This window comes from Aestuariibacter salexigens DSM 15300 (genome assembly GCF_000429145.1).
Lineage (GTDB): Bacteria > Pseudomonadota > Gammaproteobacteria > Enterobacterales > Alteromonadaceae > Aestuariibacter > Aestuariibacter salexigens.
In genome coordinates this window covers 112398-130225 of the sequence record NZ_AUBH01000007.1, presented here as the reverse complement: position 1 = coordinate 130225, position 17828 = coordinate 112398, and the positions used below count along the sequence as shown (strand labels likewise).

Genomic DNA, 17828 nt, shown 5'->3' with positions numbered 1-17828 from the left:
CCATACGTGTCGCGGTTTAACGCGCAGATATGGCATACTAACCGTTTTGCATCACTCGGGTTCGCATGGACAAAATTGAAGTTCGGGGTGCGCGTACGCACAACCTGAAAAACATCTCTCTGGAGCTGCCGCGCGACAAGTTGATTGTCATCACTGGACTTTCCGGCTCTGGTAAATCGTCGTTGGCATTTGACACGCTCTACGCTGAAGGACAGCGTCGTTATGTCGAGTCACTGTCGGCCTACGCCAGACAGTTTCTATCCATGATGGAAAAGCCCGATGTCGATCATATTGAGGGATTATCACCTGCCATTTCTATTGAGCAGAAGTCGACCTCTCATAATCCGCGCTCGACTGTGGGCACGATTACTGAAATCTATGATTATCTGCGTTTGCTGTTTGCCAGAGTCGGCGAACCTCGCTGTCCTGACCATGATACGCCGCTGAATGCACAAACCATCAGCCAGATGGTTGACCGGGTGCTGGAGATGGAAGAAGGGACGAAACTGATGCTGCTTGCGCCGGTCGTGCAGGATCGTAAAGGTGAGCACATCAAGACGCTTGAAGGCCTGGCGGCACAAGGTTTTATCCGCGCACGGATTGATGGCGACGTTTGTGATCTTTCTGACCCCCCACCGTTGGACCTGCACAAGAAGCACACCATCGAAGTTGTCGTTGACCGGTTTAAAGTGCGTGACGATTTGCAGTTACGGCTCGCTGAATCATTTGAAACCGCGCTTAACCTGTCTGCTGGTAACGCCAAAGTAGCGTTTATGGATGATCCCGAACGTGAAGAGCTGGTATTCTCAGCAAACTTTGCCTGTCCCCATTGTGGTTACAGCATTGCTGAGCTTGAACCACGGATGTTTTCATTCAACAACCCCGCAGGTGCCTGTCAAAGCTGCGACGGACTTGGCACACGACAGTTTTTCGATCCTCACAGAGTAGTATCTAATCAGGAACTGAGTTTGTCAGGGGGGGCGATACGCGGCTGGGATAAACGCAGTTATTACTATTTTCAGATGCTGCAGGCTGTCGCTGAGCACTATAAATTTGACCTCACGGTGCCATGGCAGGAGTTAGACCGACAGGCACAGCAGGTTGTGATGTATGGCAGCAAGGGCACATCGCTCAAATTTAAATACATCAACGACCGCGGCGATATCATGGAACGTAAACATCCATTTGAGGGCATCATCCCTAATATGGAGCGCCGTTACCGTGAGACTGAATCTAATGCCGTGCGAGAAGAATTGGCTAAATATCTTAGCCAGCAACCCTGTTCAAGTTGTAATGGCACACGTCTGAGACTCGAAGCCAGGCATGTGTTTGTCAGCGATACCAATTTGCCAGCGGTCAGTGAAATGTCAATCGCTGAAGCGCTGACCTTTTTTGATGAGTTACTCCTGCAGGGTCAGCGCGCGCAAATTGCCGACAAGATCTTAAAAGAAATCAAAGATCGCCTCTCTTTTCTGGTCAACGTGGGACTGAATTACCTGAACTTGTCTCGCAGCGCTGAAACCCTGTCCGGGGGAGAAGCACAGCGTATCCGTCTGGCCAGTCAGATAGGGGCGGGGCTGGTCGGCGTCATGTATGTGCTTGATGAACCTTCTATTGGCTTACATCAGCGAGACAATGAACGATTGCTCAAGACCTTAACCCGACTCAGAGATTTGGGAAACACCGTGCTCGTTGTAGAGCACGACGAAGATGCTATACGAGAAGCGGATTACATCGTTGATATTGGTCCGGGGGCCGGCGTGCACGGCGGTGAAATAGTTGCCGAAGGCGGCATCGATGACATCAAAAATAGCGAGCGCTCACTGACAGGAAAGTACCTATCTGGAAAAGAAGCTATCGAAATACCAACGTCCAGACATAGAGACGAAAAAGGTCGCTGGATTACGCTTGAAGGCGCCACCGGAAATAACCTGAATGATGTCACTTTAAAGGTTCCAGTCGGGGTGATGACGTGCATCACCGGCGTGTCTGGCTCTGGTAAGTCAACCTTAATCAATGACACCTTCTATCGTATCGCTCACCGCGAACTTAATGGTGCAACGACAGGTGAACCCGCACCTTACAAACAGATTGATGGCCTGCAACACTTTGATAAGGTTGTGGATATCGATCAAAGCCCAATTGGTCGTACACCGCGCTCTAACCCGGCGACTTACGCTGGTATTTTCACTCCGATTCGGGAGCTGTTTTCTGGTACCCAGGAAGCCCGCAGCCGTGGTTATAAACCAGGACGATTTAGTTTTAACATAAAGGGCGGCAGGTGTGAAGCATGTCAGGGCGATGGCGTCATCAAAGTAGAAATGCATTTTCTACCAGATGTGTATGTGCCCTGCGACGTCTGCAAAGGCAAGCGCTATAATCGCGAAACGCTGGAAATTCGGTATAAAGACAAGAATATCCACGAAGTGTTGGAAATGACGGTTGAAGACGCGCGCCAGTTTTTCGATGCTATTCCTGCGGTATCCCGCAAACTGCAGACACTGATGGATGTTGGACTGTCTTACATTCGCCTGGGACAGGCCGCAACCACCCTGTCAGGTGGTGAAGCGCAGCGGGTCAAGTTGGCAAAAGAGCTGTCAAAACGTGATACCGGACAAACGCTGTACATTCTCGACGAACCGACGACCGGCCTGCACTTCCATGATATCAAGCAACTGTTACACGTCTTACATCGCTTGCGTGACCACGGCAACACAGTGGTGGTCATTGAGCATAATCTTGATGTGATTAAAACCGCCGACTGGATTGTCGACCTGGGCCCTGAAGGTGGTTCAGGTGGAGGTAACATTATCGCAGAAGGTACACCTGAAGATATCTGTAAGGTCAAAGCGTCTCATACCGGTCGTTTCCTCGCACCGATGCTGAATGCCAAATAATTAAAAAGGAAAATCTCGTGTTGAAAGAAACCTTTAAAGTGCGCTTCTATGAAACCGATGCACTGGCTCATGTGAATAACACCGTTGTGGCTGGTTGGTTTGAGACGGCTCGGGAGCCCATCTTCCGCGTATTTACACCCGATCTGGATTTACAAAACTGGCCACTTATCATTGCCAGTTATAAGATCGATTTTCTTCAGCAAATCATGTACGGGCAGGAAATCGAGATCCACTCCTACATCAGTCGCATGGGTAACAGCTCTTTTGATGTCTATCAGGAAGTCTGGCAGCAGGGTGAGAGAAAGGCATCGGGTACCACTGTGATGGTACATTTTGACTATAAAAATAGCCGCGCTACCCCGATCACCGATACGCAGCGCGCAGAACTACAAAAACACCTACTCAACAAGGACGACTAGACATGGCCGAGCATGATTTTATTGCTGTTATTGATGACGTACTAAGCAAGGAACAATGTCAGCGTTATATCGATGCTTTTGAACATAGCAAGGGACAGTCTCCGGGCAGAACCGGAGGAGGTGTCGATCCAGATCGCAAAAACAGTGTCGATGTATCGCTATCAGGCGCCGAAGATATGCACGACGTGTTGAAAGAGGTCCTGCCCATCGCTGGTGAGCAAATCCTAAAGTATTTCGATAAACATCACTTTGCCCTACTTGGACCCATTGGACTGACCGTTAAGCACCCAGACTCTGGTAAGCCAGTTAAGCTGACCCAGGATAATTTCGACGAGGTTGGTCGCCCGAATTTTCGCAACCTACTTAATTACCTGTTTCGTATCGGTGAAATAAATGCTCAGCGATACACCGCTAATGAAGGAGGTTACCCGTACTGGCACTCGGAAGTGTATCCACAGGCACCGCATAACGAGGCGCTACACCGTATTTTATTGTTCATGTTTTATCTAAACGATGTTGAGGAAGGTGGTGAGACCGAGTTTTTCTATCAGGGCCGCTCTATTTCACCGAAGGCCGGCCGAATGGTGATTGCTCCGGCATATTTCACCCATACACACCGTGGCAATATTCCGAAATCAAATGATAAATACATTCTTACTTCGTGGGTGTTATTTAACCGGGCGGAGCAGATTTATACGCAGAATCAGAATTCATGACAGCGTTGTGGGCACGAACGAAATCGTGCCCTGATCAGACCATCTAGAATTTAAATTGTTTGGTGATTTCGTTGAAGTGATCGGCCAGCTGCGCCAGTTCTGTGCTGACTTTCGTCAGCTGTGCCGAACTATTAGCCGTGTCTTCTGTGCGCTTATTCATATCATCAACATTACGAGATATGGAGTCCGCGACGCTCTGCTGGTCGCCAGTTAATGCAGCAATCTGGTCGTTCATCGCGGTAATACGACTGATGGTTTCGGTAATGGCGTTTAAGCTTTGACCCGCTTTATTGGCCTCTTCAACGCTACTGCCGGCTTGTTCTGTACCTTTTGCCATGACCGTTACAGCACTGCGGGCAGCACTTTGCAATTGCTCGATGGTTGCCTGAATTTCTTCCGTTGACTGCTGCGTGCGAGAGGCTAATGTGCGCACTTCATCAGCAACCACCGCAAAGCCACGGCCTTGCTCACCTGCTCGGGCCGCTTCAATGGCCGCATTCAGCGCCAGCAGATTGGTTTGCTCAGCGATCCCTTTAATCACATCCAGCACCGCGCCAACCTGATTCGAGTCTGCCTCCAGCTTACGGATCACCTCAGCAGTTTCTTCCACACTGCTTGCCAACTGCTGAATACTCACGACCGTCTGATTAACAACGCGCTGACCATCATCCGCTGCAGTAACGGCATCGCCTGCCGCCAGTGCAGCTTCAGACGCTGACTGAGCAACGTCATTTACGCTGTTTGTCATATCATCTACCGCGTGCTTGGCGTCACTGGCCGAACGTTGCTGTGCGCTGATCGTCACTGTGGCGCTGTCGGTCACGTCATTGAGTTTACTGGCAAGCTGCGAAAGTGGCATGGAAGAGTCGCAGATGTCTTTCACTACTGTCTGTAACTTTTCGACAAAGCGGTTGAACCAATGCACCAGATCGCCAATTTCGTCCTGATTTTTAGTACTGATGCGCACGGTCAAATCGCCATCTTCCTGAGCAATATCTTTAAGAGATTTCACGACGTTTACGATGCTGTTACGCAGGTTATTAACCACGGGGATGGCGGTAGCAAACATCAAGAATACCGTGACCAAAGCCATGATAATACCGACGGTGATAGTACGTTGCGCTGCATCATTTGAGTCAGAGATGGCTTGTTGAAAATTGGCCAGGCGCTGGTCACGAAACTTCGCCAAATCCTGCGTCGCTTGATCATAATTGCTATTCATTTGCTGTGACAGCTGACCGATTTTAGAAAAATCAGCCGTGTTGTTGACCATAGATTCAGAGACGTCGAAGGCGACTTTGTAATACTTTTCAAATGCGTTAAGAATTGCCCTGGCCTGTGCAGACGCGTCTGGATCAATCTGACTAATGTCCTCAAGCAACTCCCTTGTCATCTGTGCTCGCTCATTGGCACTATCCAGCGCATCACTGTCGCCGGTTGTTACGGCACTGGATAACAAATCTCTGACTTTTTCCATATCAACCAGCGCTTCATTAGACGCCATCAATGTAGGAAATTGCTTGTCTTTGGCATTATCCAGCAGCGAAACGTTACTCATTGCGGTAACAGAGGTCATCAGCAAATATATCGCAAACGATAATGTGCCAATAATAGGGATAAGATAAAGCTTTTGAGCAATCGATAGTCTGGTTAAGAAATTCATAAGACCTCAATAAACAACTACAACTCATATCGTGCGCAGGACAGCAAGCGCACCTCACATGCAGTATAGTTGAGGATTCAGAATTCCCACCTGTTATTAAGCAAATTCAGCGACTTAAGTATTTATCGTCACTAGCCGTCGTAGGGCTCTACCTTTATACCACTCATGGTGTAGCCTGTGGTTGCCAAATCACCAGAGTAGGTTGTCGTCGACAACGTCCCGGACACCCATACTGCATCGTATAGGTTATCTATCGGCACGCCTTGCTCAAACCTGACATATACAATTTGATTGGGCGGGGGTGGCGGCACGTGGATGCAGGCGCCGAAATAAGGCACTAACAGGAATTCAGTGGTCAGCGTCTCACTGCCCTCGAGTGGTACCACGAAGCCTGGAATTTTTACTTCCTGTCCGTCTAACTCTGCGACAATAGGCGCATCGAGGTTTTGCTGTGCCATCGGGTTATTATGGTCAACCGGGGTATCAGGAATGGTGAAGTCTTTTGGCATCAAGTCTTCCCAAAACAATTCCTTTGGCTCTGCCAATGCAGGCGCAGAAACCCCTAGCGCAACGGTAATAAACAGTAAACGTAATACTGACATCTCTTATATCACTCTAAATTTTTCGCGCCCATTATGGCACACCACAAAAAGAAAGGCCGGACATTGCTATCCGGCCTATCGAGTTAACCCAAGGTGTTTAAAATGCAGGTTTGTCTTCTGTCGTGTTGTAGCGCTCTACGCTGGACACAATTTCCTGCTTGGCCGCTTCAGCCCCTTGCCAGCCGTCGATCTTAACCCACTTGTTAGGCTCCAGATCTTTATAGTGTGCAAAGAAATGCTCAATCTGATTTTTCAGCAGGTCAGAAACCTGGTCAATTTCAGTAATGCCACGATAAATAGTCGACAATTTATCTGCTGGCACAGCTAACACCTTTGCATCAGCGCCTGACTCGTCGGTCATATTAAGCACACCAACCGGACGGCAGCGGATCACCGAACCTGCCAGCAACGGGAACGGCGTAATCACCAGCACGTCAACGGGATCACCGTCTTCAGACAGGGTGTGCGGCACATAACCGTAGTTAGTTGGATAGTGCATACAGGTTGCCATGAATCGATCGACAAAAATCGCGCCGGATTCTTTGTCGACTTCATACTTAACCGGATCTGAGTGCGCAGGTATTTCTATAATGACATTGATTTCATTTGGCACGTCACGGCCTGGAGGTACGGCATTCAAGCTCATCTTTATTCCTTCAATTTACAATAACGGGATGCCGGGATTATAAGTGTTTACCGTGCTGGAGTGAAACGCCGCACGGCAATTTGCGACTTATATCGCATATAAAATACACACTAGGCTTGAAGTCCCCCATATTTCATCGTTATAGTCGCAAAGCAAGTGTTAATATTTTGTAAATAAAACAATAAATTGGTGGTTGTGGTGGGGCCGGTTAAGGTTTTAATCATCCCGACTAATCACATAAAGCATAAAGCGTGTGTTTGTCATGTGTTTTACAAGCAGCAGTCGCACTTTATAACCAAGCAACTCAGGCACGTAAGACAGGGTAGCTCAGAAGGTCAGCAATAAGGTTGCTGTCACACTTTGTCAGTCGTGCAGGAACGCAAATGAGGACGTTATGACTGATCTGTTCTATCTACCCCCGGCTATGGGTGTAGCCGGACTTGTGTTCGCGCTAATCATATATCAAATCATCAAAAAGACGCCTGTCACCAACGAGGTGATAGCGAAAATAGCGGATGCAATTCACCACGGTGCCATGGTGTTTATGCACCGCGAATACAAAATGCTATTTATTTTCGCATTAATTGTAGGCATCGCCCTGTACTTCTCGCTGGGAGCAAATACTACACTCGCCTTTGTTACCGGCGCCGTGTGCTCGGCGCTGGCCGGCTACATTGGTATGTTTACTGCCACTAAAGCCAATGTCAGAACCACTCAGGCAGCCCACGATCAAGGTGCGCCGGCGGCGTTGTCGATAGCCTTTATGGGCGGTTCTATTATGGGCTTGTGTGTCGCATCGATGGGTCTGTTGGGCTTGGGCGCCTTGTACTGGTTCTTCGGGGGCGATCCTGAAACTGCACATTATATTCATGGATTTGGTATGGGAGCATCTATTGTTGCTTTGTTCTCTCGTGTGGGTGGCGGCATTTACACAAAGAGCGCCGATGTTGGTGCAGACCTAGTGGGTAAAGTTGAAGCCGGTATTCCCGAAGATGATCCAAGAAACCCGGGCGTAATCGCAGATAACGTGGGGGATAACGTTGGTGATGTGGCTGGCATGGGTTCAGACATTTTTGAATCATATTGCGGTTCAATGATTGCCACCATCGCGATTGCGTCAACCATGGCGGTGGGCGCACTCGGTAGTCGCGAGTCATTAATGTTTTTACCCCTGGCGCTGGCGTCAACCGGGCTCGTCTGTTCAGTAATAGGTATTTTGCTAGTCAAAGCGATGTCCGCCAGTAAGCCTGAAGTGGCGCTGCGCGCTGGCACCATGTCCGCCGCAGTGTTATTTATTGCCGCGGCATTCTTTGTCGTCGACGCCGCAGGAATAGCCAATAACGTATGGTGGTCCGTGGTCACCGGCGCCGTTGGTGGCATCATTATCGGTCTGGTCACAGAGTATTACACTGCAGCTGCGCCGGTCAGAAAAATCGCCAAAGCAGGCGAAACGGGACCAGCTACGGTGATGATCACCGGGCTATCTGTTGGTATGCAATCGGTGGCTATACCCCTGCTGACAATCTGCGCGATTATTTATTTTTCCACCGACTTATCCGGCCTTTACGGTGTAGGAATAGCGGCCGTTGGTATGCTGGCAACGGTGGGTATCACCATGGCGATCGACGCTTACGGACCCGTTGCAGATAATGCCGGAGGGATTGCTGAAATGGGTGGATTAGGTAAAGCTACCCGCGATATTACCGATTCGCTCGATGAACTAGGCAATACCACAGCCGCGATCGGTAAAGGCTTTGCAATTGGTGCCGCAGCACTTGCCGCGCTTGCCATCATTGCTGCATTTGTCGAAACCCTGTCACTGCAAGATCCAGGATTTACTCTGCATCTGGGCGATCCCATCGTGCTTGTGGGCTTGTTCATCGGTGGTATTCTGCCGTTTCTGATTGCATCCATCACCATGACCGCGGTGGGTGATGCCGCCTTTGATATGATTCAGGAGATACGTCGTCAATTTAGAGAGATCCCCGGGCTGATGGAAGGCAAGGCAGAACCCGATACGGGCCGCTGCGTCGATATTGCCACTCAGGCAGCATTGAAAAAAATGATCCTGCCAGGTGCCATTGCAGTGGCAGTGCCACCAATAGTGGGATTCGGCCTGGGTGCACATGCACTGGGCGGAATGCTGGGCGGTGCACTACTTGGATGTGTACTGTTAGCATTGATGATGGCGAATGCTGGAGGTGCCTGGGATAATGCCAAGAAGTATGTTGAAAAAGGCAATTTGGGCGGCAAAGGCAGTGATGTTCATGCCGCGACCGTGGTGGGAGACACCGTAGGCGACCCGTTCAAAGATACCTCTGGCCCAGCCATGAATATCTTGATTAATGTCATGGCCATTGTCAGTCTGGTGATAGCACCGCTGCTGTAAATAGCTAAGTAATGTTAATCGGCCGGTGTCATACCGGCCTTTTTTATGCCGCTAATTTTTTGTTTTGCACCTATTCCGAACTTTACACAGACTAACTCTCACACGGTACACTTAGTTCGACTGTCAACATTCCCTTGAGAGGTTGAAACATTAACGCAGCACGTATTATCAAACTTGCCGTACTCTGTGGACTGGTCGACACAACGATAGGACTGGTGGCATTCTTACTCAGTTGGCACCTATGGGATGTGTGGCAAGGGCCGGTGCCGGGCTATCAGATATGGCTGTGGCCTGCGAATTTATCACTGGTATATCTTTGGCATCCCTGGCTTACGGAGGAGATTGCGCTGCTGCCGAAACTGACGCTGATGCTTTGTTCGCAGTTTGTCATGGTCACGCTGTTAAGCGCTGGTGTGTTAGAGTTGTGGTCTGTGCTAGCAAAGCGCAGACAAAAGCCGGAGAGGCAATAAGCCCCTCCGGAGTAGGCCTATTTGTAGTAGCCCAGACAGGCTTCCACTTCATTTTTTGAACCCAGAATGACCGGAACACGCTGGTGTATCTCTTCTGGCATTACTTCCATAATCCGGCCATGTCCGGTAGACGCTAATCCACCCGCCTGCTCCATCAGGAAGGCCATCGGATTGGCTTCGTACAACAAACGCAGTTTGCCCGGCATCTTTGGATTACGTTTGTCAAATGGGTAGGCAAAAATGCCGCCCCGGCAAAGCACTCGATGGATATCACCCACCATCGCCGCTACCCAGCGCATGTTATAATCTTTACCACGTGGGCCCTCACTACCCGCGATTAAATCGGCAACATAGTTCTGAATGGGCTCTTCCCAGTGGCGCTGATTAGAAGCATTAATGGCGAATTCAGCGGTATCTTCAGGCACTTTAATATCGGCCTGAGTGACCAGAAAGCCACCATGGGTTTTATCCAGTGTATACAAATGCGTTCCGCGCCCCGTGGTCATTGCCAGCATGGTTGAAGGACCGTACAGTACGTAACCCGCAGCGACCATTTGCGTACCTGGCTGCAAAAATGCAGAAGGGTCATCTGGCTCCATCCACTGTGGCGCGTGGGCAATGCTAAAAATGGTGCCTATGAGACTGTTAATTTCCGTGTTTGATGAGCCATCCAGCGGGTCAAAACTAACCAGATATTTACCTTCCGGATTACAAGGCACCACATCGTCTTCCTCTTCAGAAGAGATGGCTTTAACATAACCAGACTCGCGCAAGGTGTCTTTGATAATCTGATTGGATATCACATCCAGCTTCTTCTGTTGTTCACCCTGAACATTTTCCGACAGGGTAGAGCCAAGCACGCCGGCTAGGGCGCCCTGACTGACACGGAAAGAAATCTCTTTACATGCCGCCAGCAGTGTTCGGATGAGAAGAATGAGCTCAAGCGGTGCACCATCTTGCTGTAGCTGCGAATTAAGTCGTTTCATTAGAAATGAGACCTTTTTTGTTTAATTGTGTAGGGGACAGGCGCGCTGGTATGCCGCGCGTCAGTATTGTAACCGTTCAACCGGCCTCTGTGAAATCTAAGCTGGCTAATGCAGCCGGTGTAGTCAAGCCGCACGCTTTACTGGTAGAGTACAGCGCTTTCTGTATGCAGTTATTGTAAACAATATGCACATCCACATTCTCGGTATTTGTGGCACCTTTATGGGCGGTATTGCGGCCATTGCGCGCCAGTTGGGACACACCGTGACAGGCTCTGATAAAAATGTTTATCCGCCCATGAGTACTCAGCTTCGTAAGCTCGGTATCCAGCTACATGAAGGATACGATATCGACCAGTTTGAGCCAGCACCTGACATGGTGGTCATCGGCAATGCGCTATCGCGAGGCAACCCAGCCGTAGAGTATGTACTAAACCGCAACCTACCCTACACTAGCGGCCCTCAATGGCTTCTAGACAATGTACTGAAAGATAAATGGGTGTTGGCTGCTTCTGGAACCCACGGCAAAACAACCACGGCCAGCATGTTAGCGTGGATCTTAGACTATGCAGACATGCAGCCCGGATTTCTTATCGGTGGGATACCGCAGAATTTTGACGTCTCTGCCCGTCTTGGTGACTCTTCTTTTTTCGTGATCGAAGCTGATGAATATGACAGCGCGTTTTTCGATAAACGCTCTAAATTCGTGCACTATCGTCCAAGAACATTGATTCTTAATAATCTGGAATTCGATCACGCTGACATTTTCCCTGACCTCAAGGCGATACAGACACAGTTCCATCATCTGCTTCGCATGGTGCCTGGAAACGGCAAAGTGATTTACCCGAGTGACGACACGGCCATTGATGAAGTCGTCAATATGGGCTGCTGGAGCGACATCTCACGTCTTGGTGAAGACTGGCAATATAGACTGGATTCAGCTGACGGTCGAAAATTTACCGTGCATTATCAACAGCAGAGTGTGGCTAACGTGGAATGGTCACTGTTAGGTACGCACAATGTCCATAATGCCGTGATGGCGATCGCCGCGGCTCATCATGTAGGTGTACCTGCAAACGTTGCTGCGCGGGCGCTTGAATTATTTCGAAACGCCAAGCGTCGCATGGAATTGCGCGCATCAATCGAAAGTATCAATGTCTACGATGATTTTGCCCATCACCCGACCGCGATTAAAACAACGTTAGAGGGATTACGGGCGAATGTTGGCGATGCTCGTATTCTGGCAGTGCTTGAGCCCCGCTCAAACACCATGAAAATGGGCATTCACAAGGATTCACTGGCCTCCTCCTGGCAGTGTGCAGATGAAGTGTTTGTGTATGAGCCAGCACAGCTTGGCTGGTCAATGCGGGATGCAATTCAGGGTGCAGTGCCTGCCAGCTTGTTCAGGGAGCTCGATGCGCTCGGCGATGAAATCGTTGCTAATGCACAACCCGGCGACCACATTCTGATCATGAGCAATGGTGGATTTGGTGGTCTGCATGATAAAGTGATCCGTGGATTGGAGCACAAATATGCAAACAGATAAGCGCATTACATTGGCAATGACAGGCGCGTCTGGCGCGCCTTACGGTTTACGCCTGCTGGAGCTATTAACCAAAGCAGGGTATGACATTCATCTGCTAATTTCCTCCGCTGCAAAAGTCGTGCTGGCCACCGAAGAGAACCTTAAGGTGCCAGCAAAAGCAGATAACGCCGCTGAGTTTTTCGCACAGCACGTTGGATGCGATAAAGAACAAATCAGCGTTTATGGAAAAGATGAATGGTTTTCCTGTGTTGCTTCAGGTTCAGCGGCACCACGGCAAATGGTCATCTGCCCTTGCTCTACTGGCACCTTGTCAGCTATTGCCAGCGGCGCCTGTGATAATCTCATTGAACGCGCTGCCGATGTCGTCATCAAGGAACGAGGTCAGCTAATTATGGTGACCCGAGAAATGCCATTATCCAGTATTCATCTGGAAAACATGCTTAAGTTGAGCAATCTGGGCGTGACCATGATGCCTGCATCGCCAGGCTTCTATCATAACCCAACGAAAATAGGTGATCTGGTTGATTTTGTGGTTGCCCGAATCCTGGATCATCTTGGCATAGAACAATCAATTATGGCGCGCTGGGGGTATAAACCCGGCCAATCACCGGACTGAGAACTGACAATATGAAAACACTGTACACTGTTTTTTTTGCTTTAGCTTGCACGCTCAGCGCCTCTCAGGCTCTGGCATGGGGACAAATTGGTCACCGCGTGACCGGAGCCATCGCTGAGCAGCACTTAACCGAACAGGCACAGGCTGCAATTAATGAAATATTACCTAATGAAAGTTTGGCTGAAGCGTCGACCTGGCCTGATGAGATGCGTTCAAACCCAGCCGAGTTCTGGCAGAAGGAAGCGGGCCCTTGGCACTATGTCACCGTGCCTCATGAACACACCTACAGTGACGTTGGGGCACCTGAGCAGGGCGATGCTTACTCAGCGCTAAAGACATTCCGTGCCACTCTGTTGGATAAAGATGCCAGCATGGCGGATAAACAGCTGGCACTGCGTTTTATCGTACACAATATTGGCGACCTGCATCAGCCGCTTCACGTCGGCAATGGTAAAGACCGCGGTGGCAATGACGTACGTGTAGAATTTTTCTGGGAAAGCTCAAACCTGCATCGGGTGTGGGACAGCGGCTTAATTGATCGCAGGCAGCTGTCATATACAGAATGGACCGCATGGCTAAGTGAAAAAATTACACCGGAGTTAAAAGCGCAATGGTATGAAGCTGACCCACTAGCATGGATTGCAGAAAGCGCCGAGATGCGAGACGCCATCTATCCACAAGGTGACAAAATTTCCTGGGATTACCTGTATCAGCATATCCCTACGGTGAAATTACGCTTGCAGCAATCAGGTATCCGTATCGCCGCTTACCTGAATGAGGTTTTTGCTCAGGATACCCAACCGTAGCGACGCGTTGTCACGGTTAATCGGTTTCTAAAGGCTCCGGTGACAAAATGATGCCGGTGCTGTCAGCATACAGGTGATCTTCCGGTAGGAAGGTCACCCCTGCAAAATTGACCGCAATATCGACTTCACCAACGCTTTCGGCGTCTGCACTGACCGGTATAGACGCCACTGCATGGATACCCAAATCCAGCTCTTCAAGTGCATCAACCTCGCGGACGCTGCCGTAGCACACAATCCCTTCCCAGTTATTGTCTAACGCCAACTGGGCAAGATTCGCGTCAATCAAGGCTCGTCTGGTGGAGCCCCCACCGTCGATCAGCAAAACACGGCCTGTTCCATCCTGTGTAAGGACCTTCTCTATCAGGCCTTTATCTTCATGGCACTTAATAGTGGAAATCTCACCACCATAAGATGACCTGCCGCCATAGCTGATAAAAAGAGGATCGAGCACGTCAACGCTGTCTGCAAACAGGTCGCACAGTTCGGAGGTGTTGTATTCCATTGCTTATCACGCCTAGATTAATACTCTCAGATTCAAAGTATACCTGTCTGCGCGAAATTGCCACTGCTATTCAGCATACGGTCAAAAGTTGGTGATGTAATTGAACCACTGATGTCCTTATCTTTCCGGGGAAATGAAGGCAATAAAGAACGATTGTCGACGGTCGTAATTCGGACAGCGCCAATGTCTCAAAAGAGGCTATGAGAAGACCTACCGTCATTGCAGCAGTGACAGCGTGGAAATCACTCATAGTTGTTGCACACTGGTTGCCCTAGCAATGCAATACGCGCCAATGAGAACCTGATATTCATCAGGATGAAGGGATATAACACTTCCGTAGACGAAACTGATAATTGTCGCGGTAGCGAGGTAACACCTTTCAGCCCATTGTCACAAAGTCTTCAATTTTCTGTCACCGAGCGTTCATGCTCACTTATTAATCTGATGCCGTGGTTATAGTAATCGGGCACGACTATGCACCTACTAACCAGAGCTGACAGAACACTGTTTTATTGGTTATACAACAAGACACGCAACCGTGACTGCCGCCCTATCCTTTGGATTTCACATAGCGGCGATGGGCACTTGTATCTGTGTATCGGATTTCTGTTATGGGCCTTTGAACCTGAACATGGCGCGCTGTTTATGTATACCGCGTTAATGGCCTATGCACTTGAGCTGCCTTTGTACGTTGTGCTTAAAAAGGTCTTTAAGAGACAGCGTCCTTGTGATCTGTTTAAGCCCCTACGCACTCACATTACACCATCTGATAAATTCAGTTTGCCGTCCGGACATACCGCGGCCGCTTTCCTGATGGCGACCTTACTCGCCAGTTATTACCCCGCTGCAGCGCTGCTTGCGTATGGCTGGGCAGCTTGTATCGGCGTATCAAGGGTGTTGCTGGGCGTTCACTACCCAAGTGATATTGTTGCCGGAGCGACTCTTGGCATCACTATTTCTTTGTTAAGTTTACATATCCTGCACTGATGAAAATTCTTTACGGCGTACAAGGCACAGGTAAAGGTCATATCGCACGGGCGCGCATTATGGCCGATGCCTTCTCGCAGCGTGATGATGTATACGTCGACTTTTTATTCTCGGGTCGTGATGAAAGTGACTACTTTGACATGCACCCCTTTGACCAGTATCAGACCCGTCGAGGTCTGACGTTTGTCACCCAGCGAGGCCGGGTTAGTCAATGGCAAACCCTGAAACAGGCTAATCTGGTGCAATTGTGGCGAGATGTTAAGGCGCTGGATTTAAGCGACCACGACCTGGTCATAAACGATTTTGAACCAGTTTCAGCCTGGGCTGCCAAACGCCAGGATACTCCGTGCATTTCGATTAGCCATCAGGCCGCTTTTGCCTATGATGTACCAACGCAGGGAGACAGCGCGATTGATCGACTGCTTACCCGTTATTTTGCGCCATCAAATATTAAGCTAGGTGTGCACTGGTACCATTTCAACAAACCCATTGTGCCTCCCTTCATCACTGACAAAGCTGCAGAGAAAGCCAGCCTTGCACACGTTCTTGTCTATTTGCCATTCGAATCCCTTGACGATATTCAAGGCTTTTTGGAGCCGTTGAGTGAATATCGCTTTGAGATATTTCACCCCGCCGTTAAACAGAACGATGAGTCTCGACAGCTTGCGTGGCGTAAAACCAGTAAGCAGCACTTCCGTCACGCACTTCAGCATTGTCGTGGTGTCATCGCCAACGGCGGCTTTGAGTTGTCCAGCGAGTGCCTGCAGCTAGGTAAAAAACTACTGATGAAACCTTTGACTGGTCAGTATGAACAGTTATCCAACGCCTTGACGCTGTCTACACTTGAGCTTTGCCATACCATGTATTCACTGGACACTGACGTAGTAGAAGAATGGCTGGAAAAACCGGGTATAGAGCCCATCACCTTTCCTGATAATCCTCACATATTGATAGACTGGCTGCTTGCAGGTGATTGGCAGAATACTGAGCCACTGTGTGAAACCCTGTGGCAACAAGTGCAGTTCCCAGACAAAACCCGGCTTAAACTTGCGCAATTGCATCCATCAGCATAAGTACATCGTTAAAACAGGCTTGTTTTTTGTATTTGCGGTGCGATGATATCGGCCTCAATCCATCTTCCGAGGTGCCTATGCGGGTTGTACAACGTCGCTTTCTGCTAGTCGTGCTGTGTGCCAGCGCGTTACTTACCGCCTGTGGGCAGACCGGCCCCCTTTATCTGCCGGAACCTGCTGAGCAATCTCAAAACGGTGACCAGCAGGACGAGGAGCAATAAGCGATGGACTTCTTTAACTATCAACAGGACGTATTGCATGGCGAGCAAGTACCTTTACATGAGATTGCCAGCCAGTTTGGCACGCCATGCTACGTGTATTCGCGTGCGACCATAGAACGACACTGGCACGCTTTCGACAAAGCAGCAGGTGAACATCCACACCTTATCTGTTATGCCGTGAAAGCCAACAGCAATCTGGGTGTGCTTAGTGTAATGGCGAAACTGGGTTCGGGCTTTGATATTGTGTCGGGCGGCGAATTAGCCAGAGTCATAGCCGCTGGCGGCGATCCGACCAAAGTTGTGTTTTCCGGGGTGGGCAAAACTGAACAAGAAATTGCCTACGCACTGGAACAAAAAATCCTGTGCTTCAATGTTGAGTCTGTTGCCGAACTGGAACGCATAAACCACGTCGCTGGACAGATGCACTGTCAGGCACCGATATCGATACGAGTGAATCCAGACGTTGATGCTAAAACGCACCCCTATATTTCGACAGGTCTAAAAGCGAACAAGTTTGGCATCCCCTCTGAGCAGGCTATCGACGTGTATGAATTTGCCGCGTCCCTGCCCAATTTATCGATTGTGGGAATGGACTGTCACATTGGTTCACAGCTTACCGACCTGTCGCCTTTTGTTGACGCACTAGACAGATTACTGGCCCTAATAGACGAATTAGCAGAAAAAGGTATCTCGATTAAGCATCTGGATGTTGGGGGCGGCCTTGGCGTGACCTATAAGGACGAACAACCTCCCCATCCCGACAATTATTCTGCCGCTCTGGCTGAGCGCCTTGCATCTCGTCGCGAGCTCACGCTCATTTACGAGCCGGGCCGAGCAATCATGGCTAATGCCGGTGTGCTGCTGACCAAAGTTGAATTCCTCAAACAGGGGGAAGAGAAAAATTTTGCTATTGTCGATGCAGCGATGAATGATCTTATCCGTCCAGCGCTCTATTCCGCCTGGCAAAACATTATTCCTGTCAACCGTGCTTTGCAGCGTGAACGCCACGTCTATGATGTCGTTGGCCCTATTTGTGAAACCGGTGATTTTCTTGGTAAAGACCGCGAACTCGCCATTGCACCTGATGATCTACTGGCCGTGCGAAGTGCCGGTGCGTATGGGTTTGTTATGGCCTCAAATTATAACAGTCGCTGCCGTCCAGCCGAAATAATGGTTGATGGCGACCAGGTTCATCTGGTCCGCGAGAGAGAAAGTTTGAAAGATCTCTGGAAAGGTGAGCATAAACTTGTTTAGGGGCATGCATTTCAACTACATCGCGAGACAATAGTTAA

At 49.5% G+C, this 17828-nt stretch carries 17 protein-coding genes; 12 read left to right on the top strand and 5 right to left on the bottom strand.

Translation table 11 applies throughout. The features are described from left to right. Nucleotides 1-65 precede the first annotated feature (65 nt). The 3 genes from uvrA to G441_RS0112240 are packed head-to-tail and all read left to right on the top strand — an operon-like array spanning nucleotide 66 to nucleotide 4032. Nucleotides 66-2897, top strand: coding sequence for an excinuclease ABC subunit UvrA (gene uvrA, locus G441_RS0112250; RefSeq protein ID WP_026376619.1), 2832 nt, complete (start codon nucleotides 66-68; stop codon nucleotides 2895-2897). A 17-nt stretch (nucleotides 2898-2914) separates the two neighbouring features. Then, on the top strand, nucleotides 2915-3316 hold the full coding sequence (locus G441_RS0112245) for an acyl-CoA thioesterase (RefSeq protein WP_026376618.1): 402 nt from the start codon (nucleotides 2915-2917) through the stop codon (nucleotides 3314-3316). 2 nt (nucleotides 3317-3318) lie between these two features. Then, a complete protein-coding gene (locus tag G441_RS0112240; protein WP_026376617.1) occupies nucleotides 3319-4032 on the top strand; it encodes a 2OG-Fe(II) oxygenase in 714 nt (237 codons plus the stop codon). 43 nt (nucleotides 4033-4075) lie between these two features. Here the strand turns inward: G441_RS0112240 and G441_RS0112235 are convergent, their stop codons facing one another. From G441_RS0112235 to ppa, 3 genes are all read right to left on the bottom strand, one after another. Continuing rightward, entirely contained in the window at nucleotides 4076-5695 is a 1620-nt protein-coding gene (locus G441_RS0112235) for a methyl-accepting chemotaxis protein (protein ID WP_026376616.1), read from the bottom strand. 131 nt (nucleotides 5696-5826) lie between these two features. Beyond that, nucleotides 5827-6297 carry a DUF3299 domain-containing protein gene (locus G441_RS0112230; RefSeq protein WP_026376615.1) on the bottom strand — a complete coding sequence of 157 codons (471 nt, stop codon included), beginning with the start codon at nucleotides 6295-6297 and terminating at the stop codon, nucleotides 5827-5829. Between the two features lie 97 nt (nucleotides 6298-6394). Beyond that, nucleotides 6395-6943 carry an inorganic diphosphatase gene (gene ppa, locus G441_RS0112225; RefSeq protein ID WP_026376614.1) on the bottom strand — a complete coding sequence of 183 codons (549 nt, stop codon included), beginning with the start codon at nucleotides 6941-6943 and terminating at the stop codon, nucleotides 6395-6397. Between the two features lie 394 nt (nucleotides 6944-7337). Between ppa and G441_RS0112220 the strand changes: the two genes are divergently transcribed. Further along, a complete protein-coding gene (locus tag G441_RS0112220; RefSeq protein WP_026376613.1) occupies nucleotides 7338-9332 on the top strand; it encodes a sodium-translocating pyrophosphatase in 1995 nt (664 codons plus the stop codon). A 215-nt stretch (nucleotides 9333-9547) separates the two neighbouring features. Beyond that, nucleotides 9548-9802, top strand: coding sequence for a hypothetical protein (locus G441_RS0112215; RefSeq protein WP_034475039.1), 255 nt, complete (start codon nucleotides 9548-9550; stop codon nucleotides 9800-9802). A gap of 17 nt (nucleotides 9803-9819) precedes the next feature. On the opposite strand, the gene G441_RS0112210 is transcribed toward G441_RS0112215, so the two are convergent. Then, nucleotides 9820-10788, bottom strand: coding sequence for a class 1 fructose-bisphosphatase (locus tag G441_RS0112210; protein WP_026376611.1), 969 nt, complete (start codon nucleotides 10786-10788; stop codon nucleotides 9820-9822). Nucleotides 10789-10972: 184 nt separating this feature from the next. Between G441_RS0112210 and mpl the strand changes: the two genes are divergently transcribed. Genes mpl through G441_RS0112195 form a run of 3 tightly spaced genes read left to right on the top strand, consistent with a single transcriptional unit; the run spans nucleotide 10973 to nucleotide 13753 of the window. Then, nucleotides 10973-12331: a UDP-N-acetylmuramate:L-alanyl-gamma-D-glutamyl-meso-diaminopimelate ligase gene (gene mpl / locus G441_RS0112205; RefSeq protein WP_026376610.1), complete on the top strand. Its 1359-nt coding sequence runs from the start codon at nucleotides 10973-10975 to the stop codon at nucleotides 12329-12331. Beyond that, nucleotides 12318-12947 carry a flavin prenyltransferase UbiX gene (locus G441_RS0112200; RefSeq protein WP_026376609.1) on the top strand — a complete coding sequence of 210 codons (630 nt, stop codon included), beginning with the start codon at nucleotides 12318-12320 and terminating at the stop codon, nucleotides 12945-12947. Before mpl ends, G441_RS0112200 begins: the two co-directional genes overlap by 14 nt. An 11-nt stretch (nucleotides 12948-12958) precedes the next feature. Beyond that, complete coding sequence (locus G441_RS0112195) at nucleotides 12959-13753, top strand: S1/P1 nuclease (protein WP_026376608.1); 795 nt, start codon at nucleotides 12959-12961, stop codon at nucleotides 13751-13753. A 16-nt stretch (nucleotides 13754-13769) separates the two neighbouring features. Here G441_RS0112195 and rraA read toward each other — a convergent pair whose 3' ends face one another. Beyond that, entirely contained in the window at nucleotides 13770-14255 is a 486-nt protein-coding gene (gene rraA, locus G441_RS0112190; protein ID WP_026376607.1) for a ribonuclease E activity regulator RraA, read from the bottom strand. A gap of 474 nt (nucleotides 14256-14729) precedes the next feature. Between rraA and G441_RS0112185 the strand changes: the two genes are divergently transcribed. From G441_RS0112185 to lysA, 4 genes are all read left to right on the top strand, one after another. After that, on the top strand, nucleotides 14730-15242 hold the full coding sequence (locus G441_RS0112185) for a phosphatase PAP2 family protein (RefSeq protein ID WP_026376606.1): 513 nt from the start codon (nucleotides 14730-14732) through the stop codon (nucleotides 15240-15242). Beyond that, complete coding sequence (locus G441_RS0112180; protein WP_026376605.1) at nucleotides 15242-16315, top strand: MJ1255/VC2487 family glycosyltransferase; 1074 nt, start codon at nucleotides 15242-15244, stop codon at nucleotides 16313-16315. The genes G441_RS0112185 and G441_RS0112180 overlap by 1 nt, the downstream gene beginning before the upstream one ends. A gap of 77 nt (nucleotides 16316-16392) precedes the next feature. Further along, the gene (lptM, locus tag G441_RS19555) at nucleotides 16393-16536 is read left to right on the top strand and encodes an LPS translocon maturation chaperone LptM (protein WP_084407362.1); all 144 of its coding nucleotides are present in this window, start codon (nucleotides 16393-16395) and stop codon (nucleotides 16534-16536) included. Nucleotides 16537-16539: 3 nt separating this feature from the next. Beyond that, nucleotides 16540-17790: a diaminopimelate decarboxylase gene (gene lysA, locus G441_RS0112170; protein ID WP_026376604.1), complete on the top strand. Its 1251-nt coding sequence runs from the start codon at nucleotides 16540-16542 to the stop codon at nucleotides 17788-17790. Nucleotides 17791-17828: the final 38 nt, after the last annotated feature.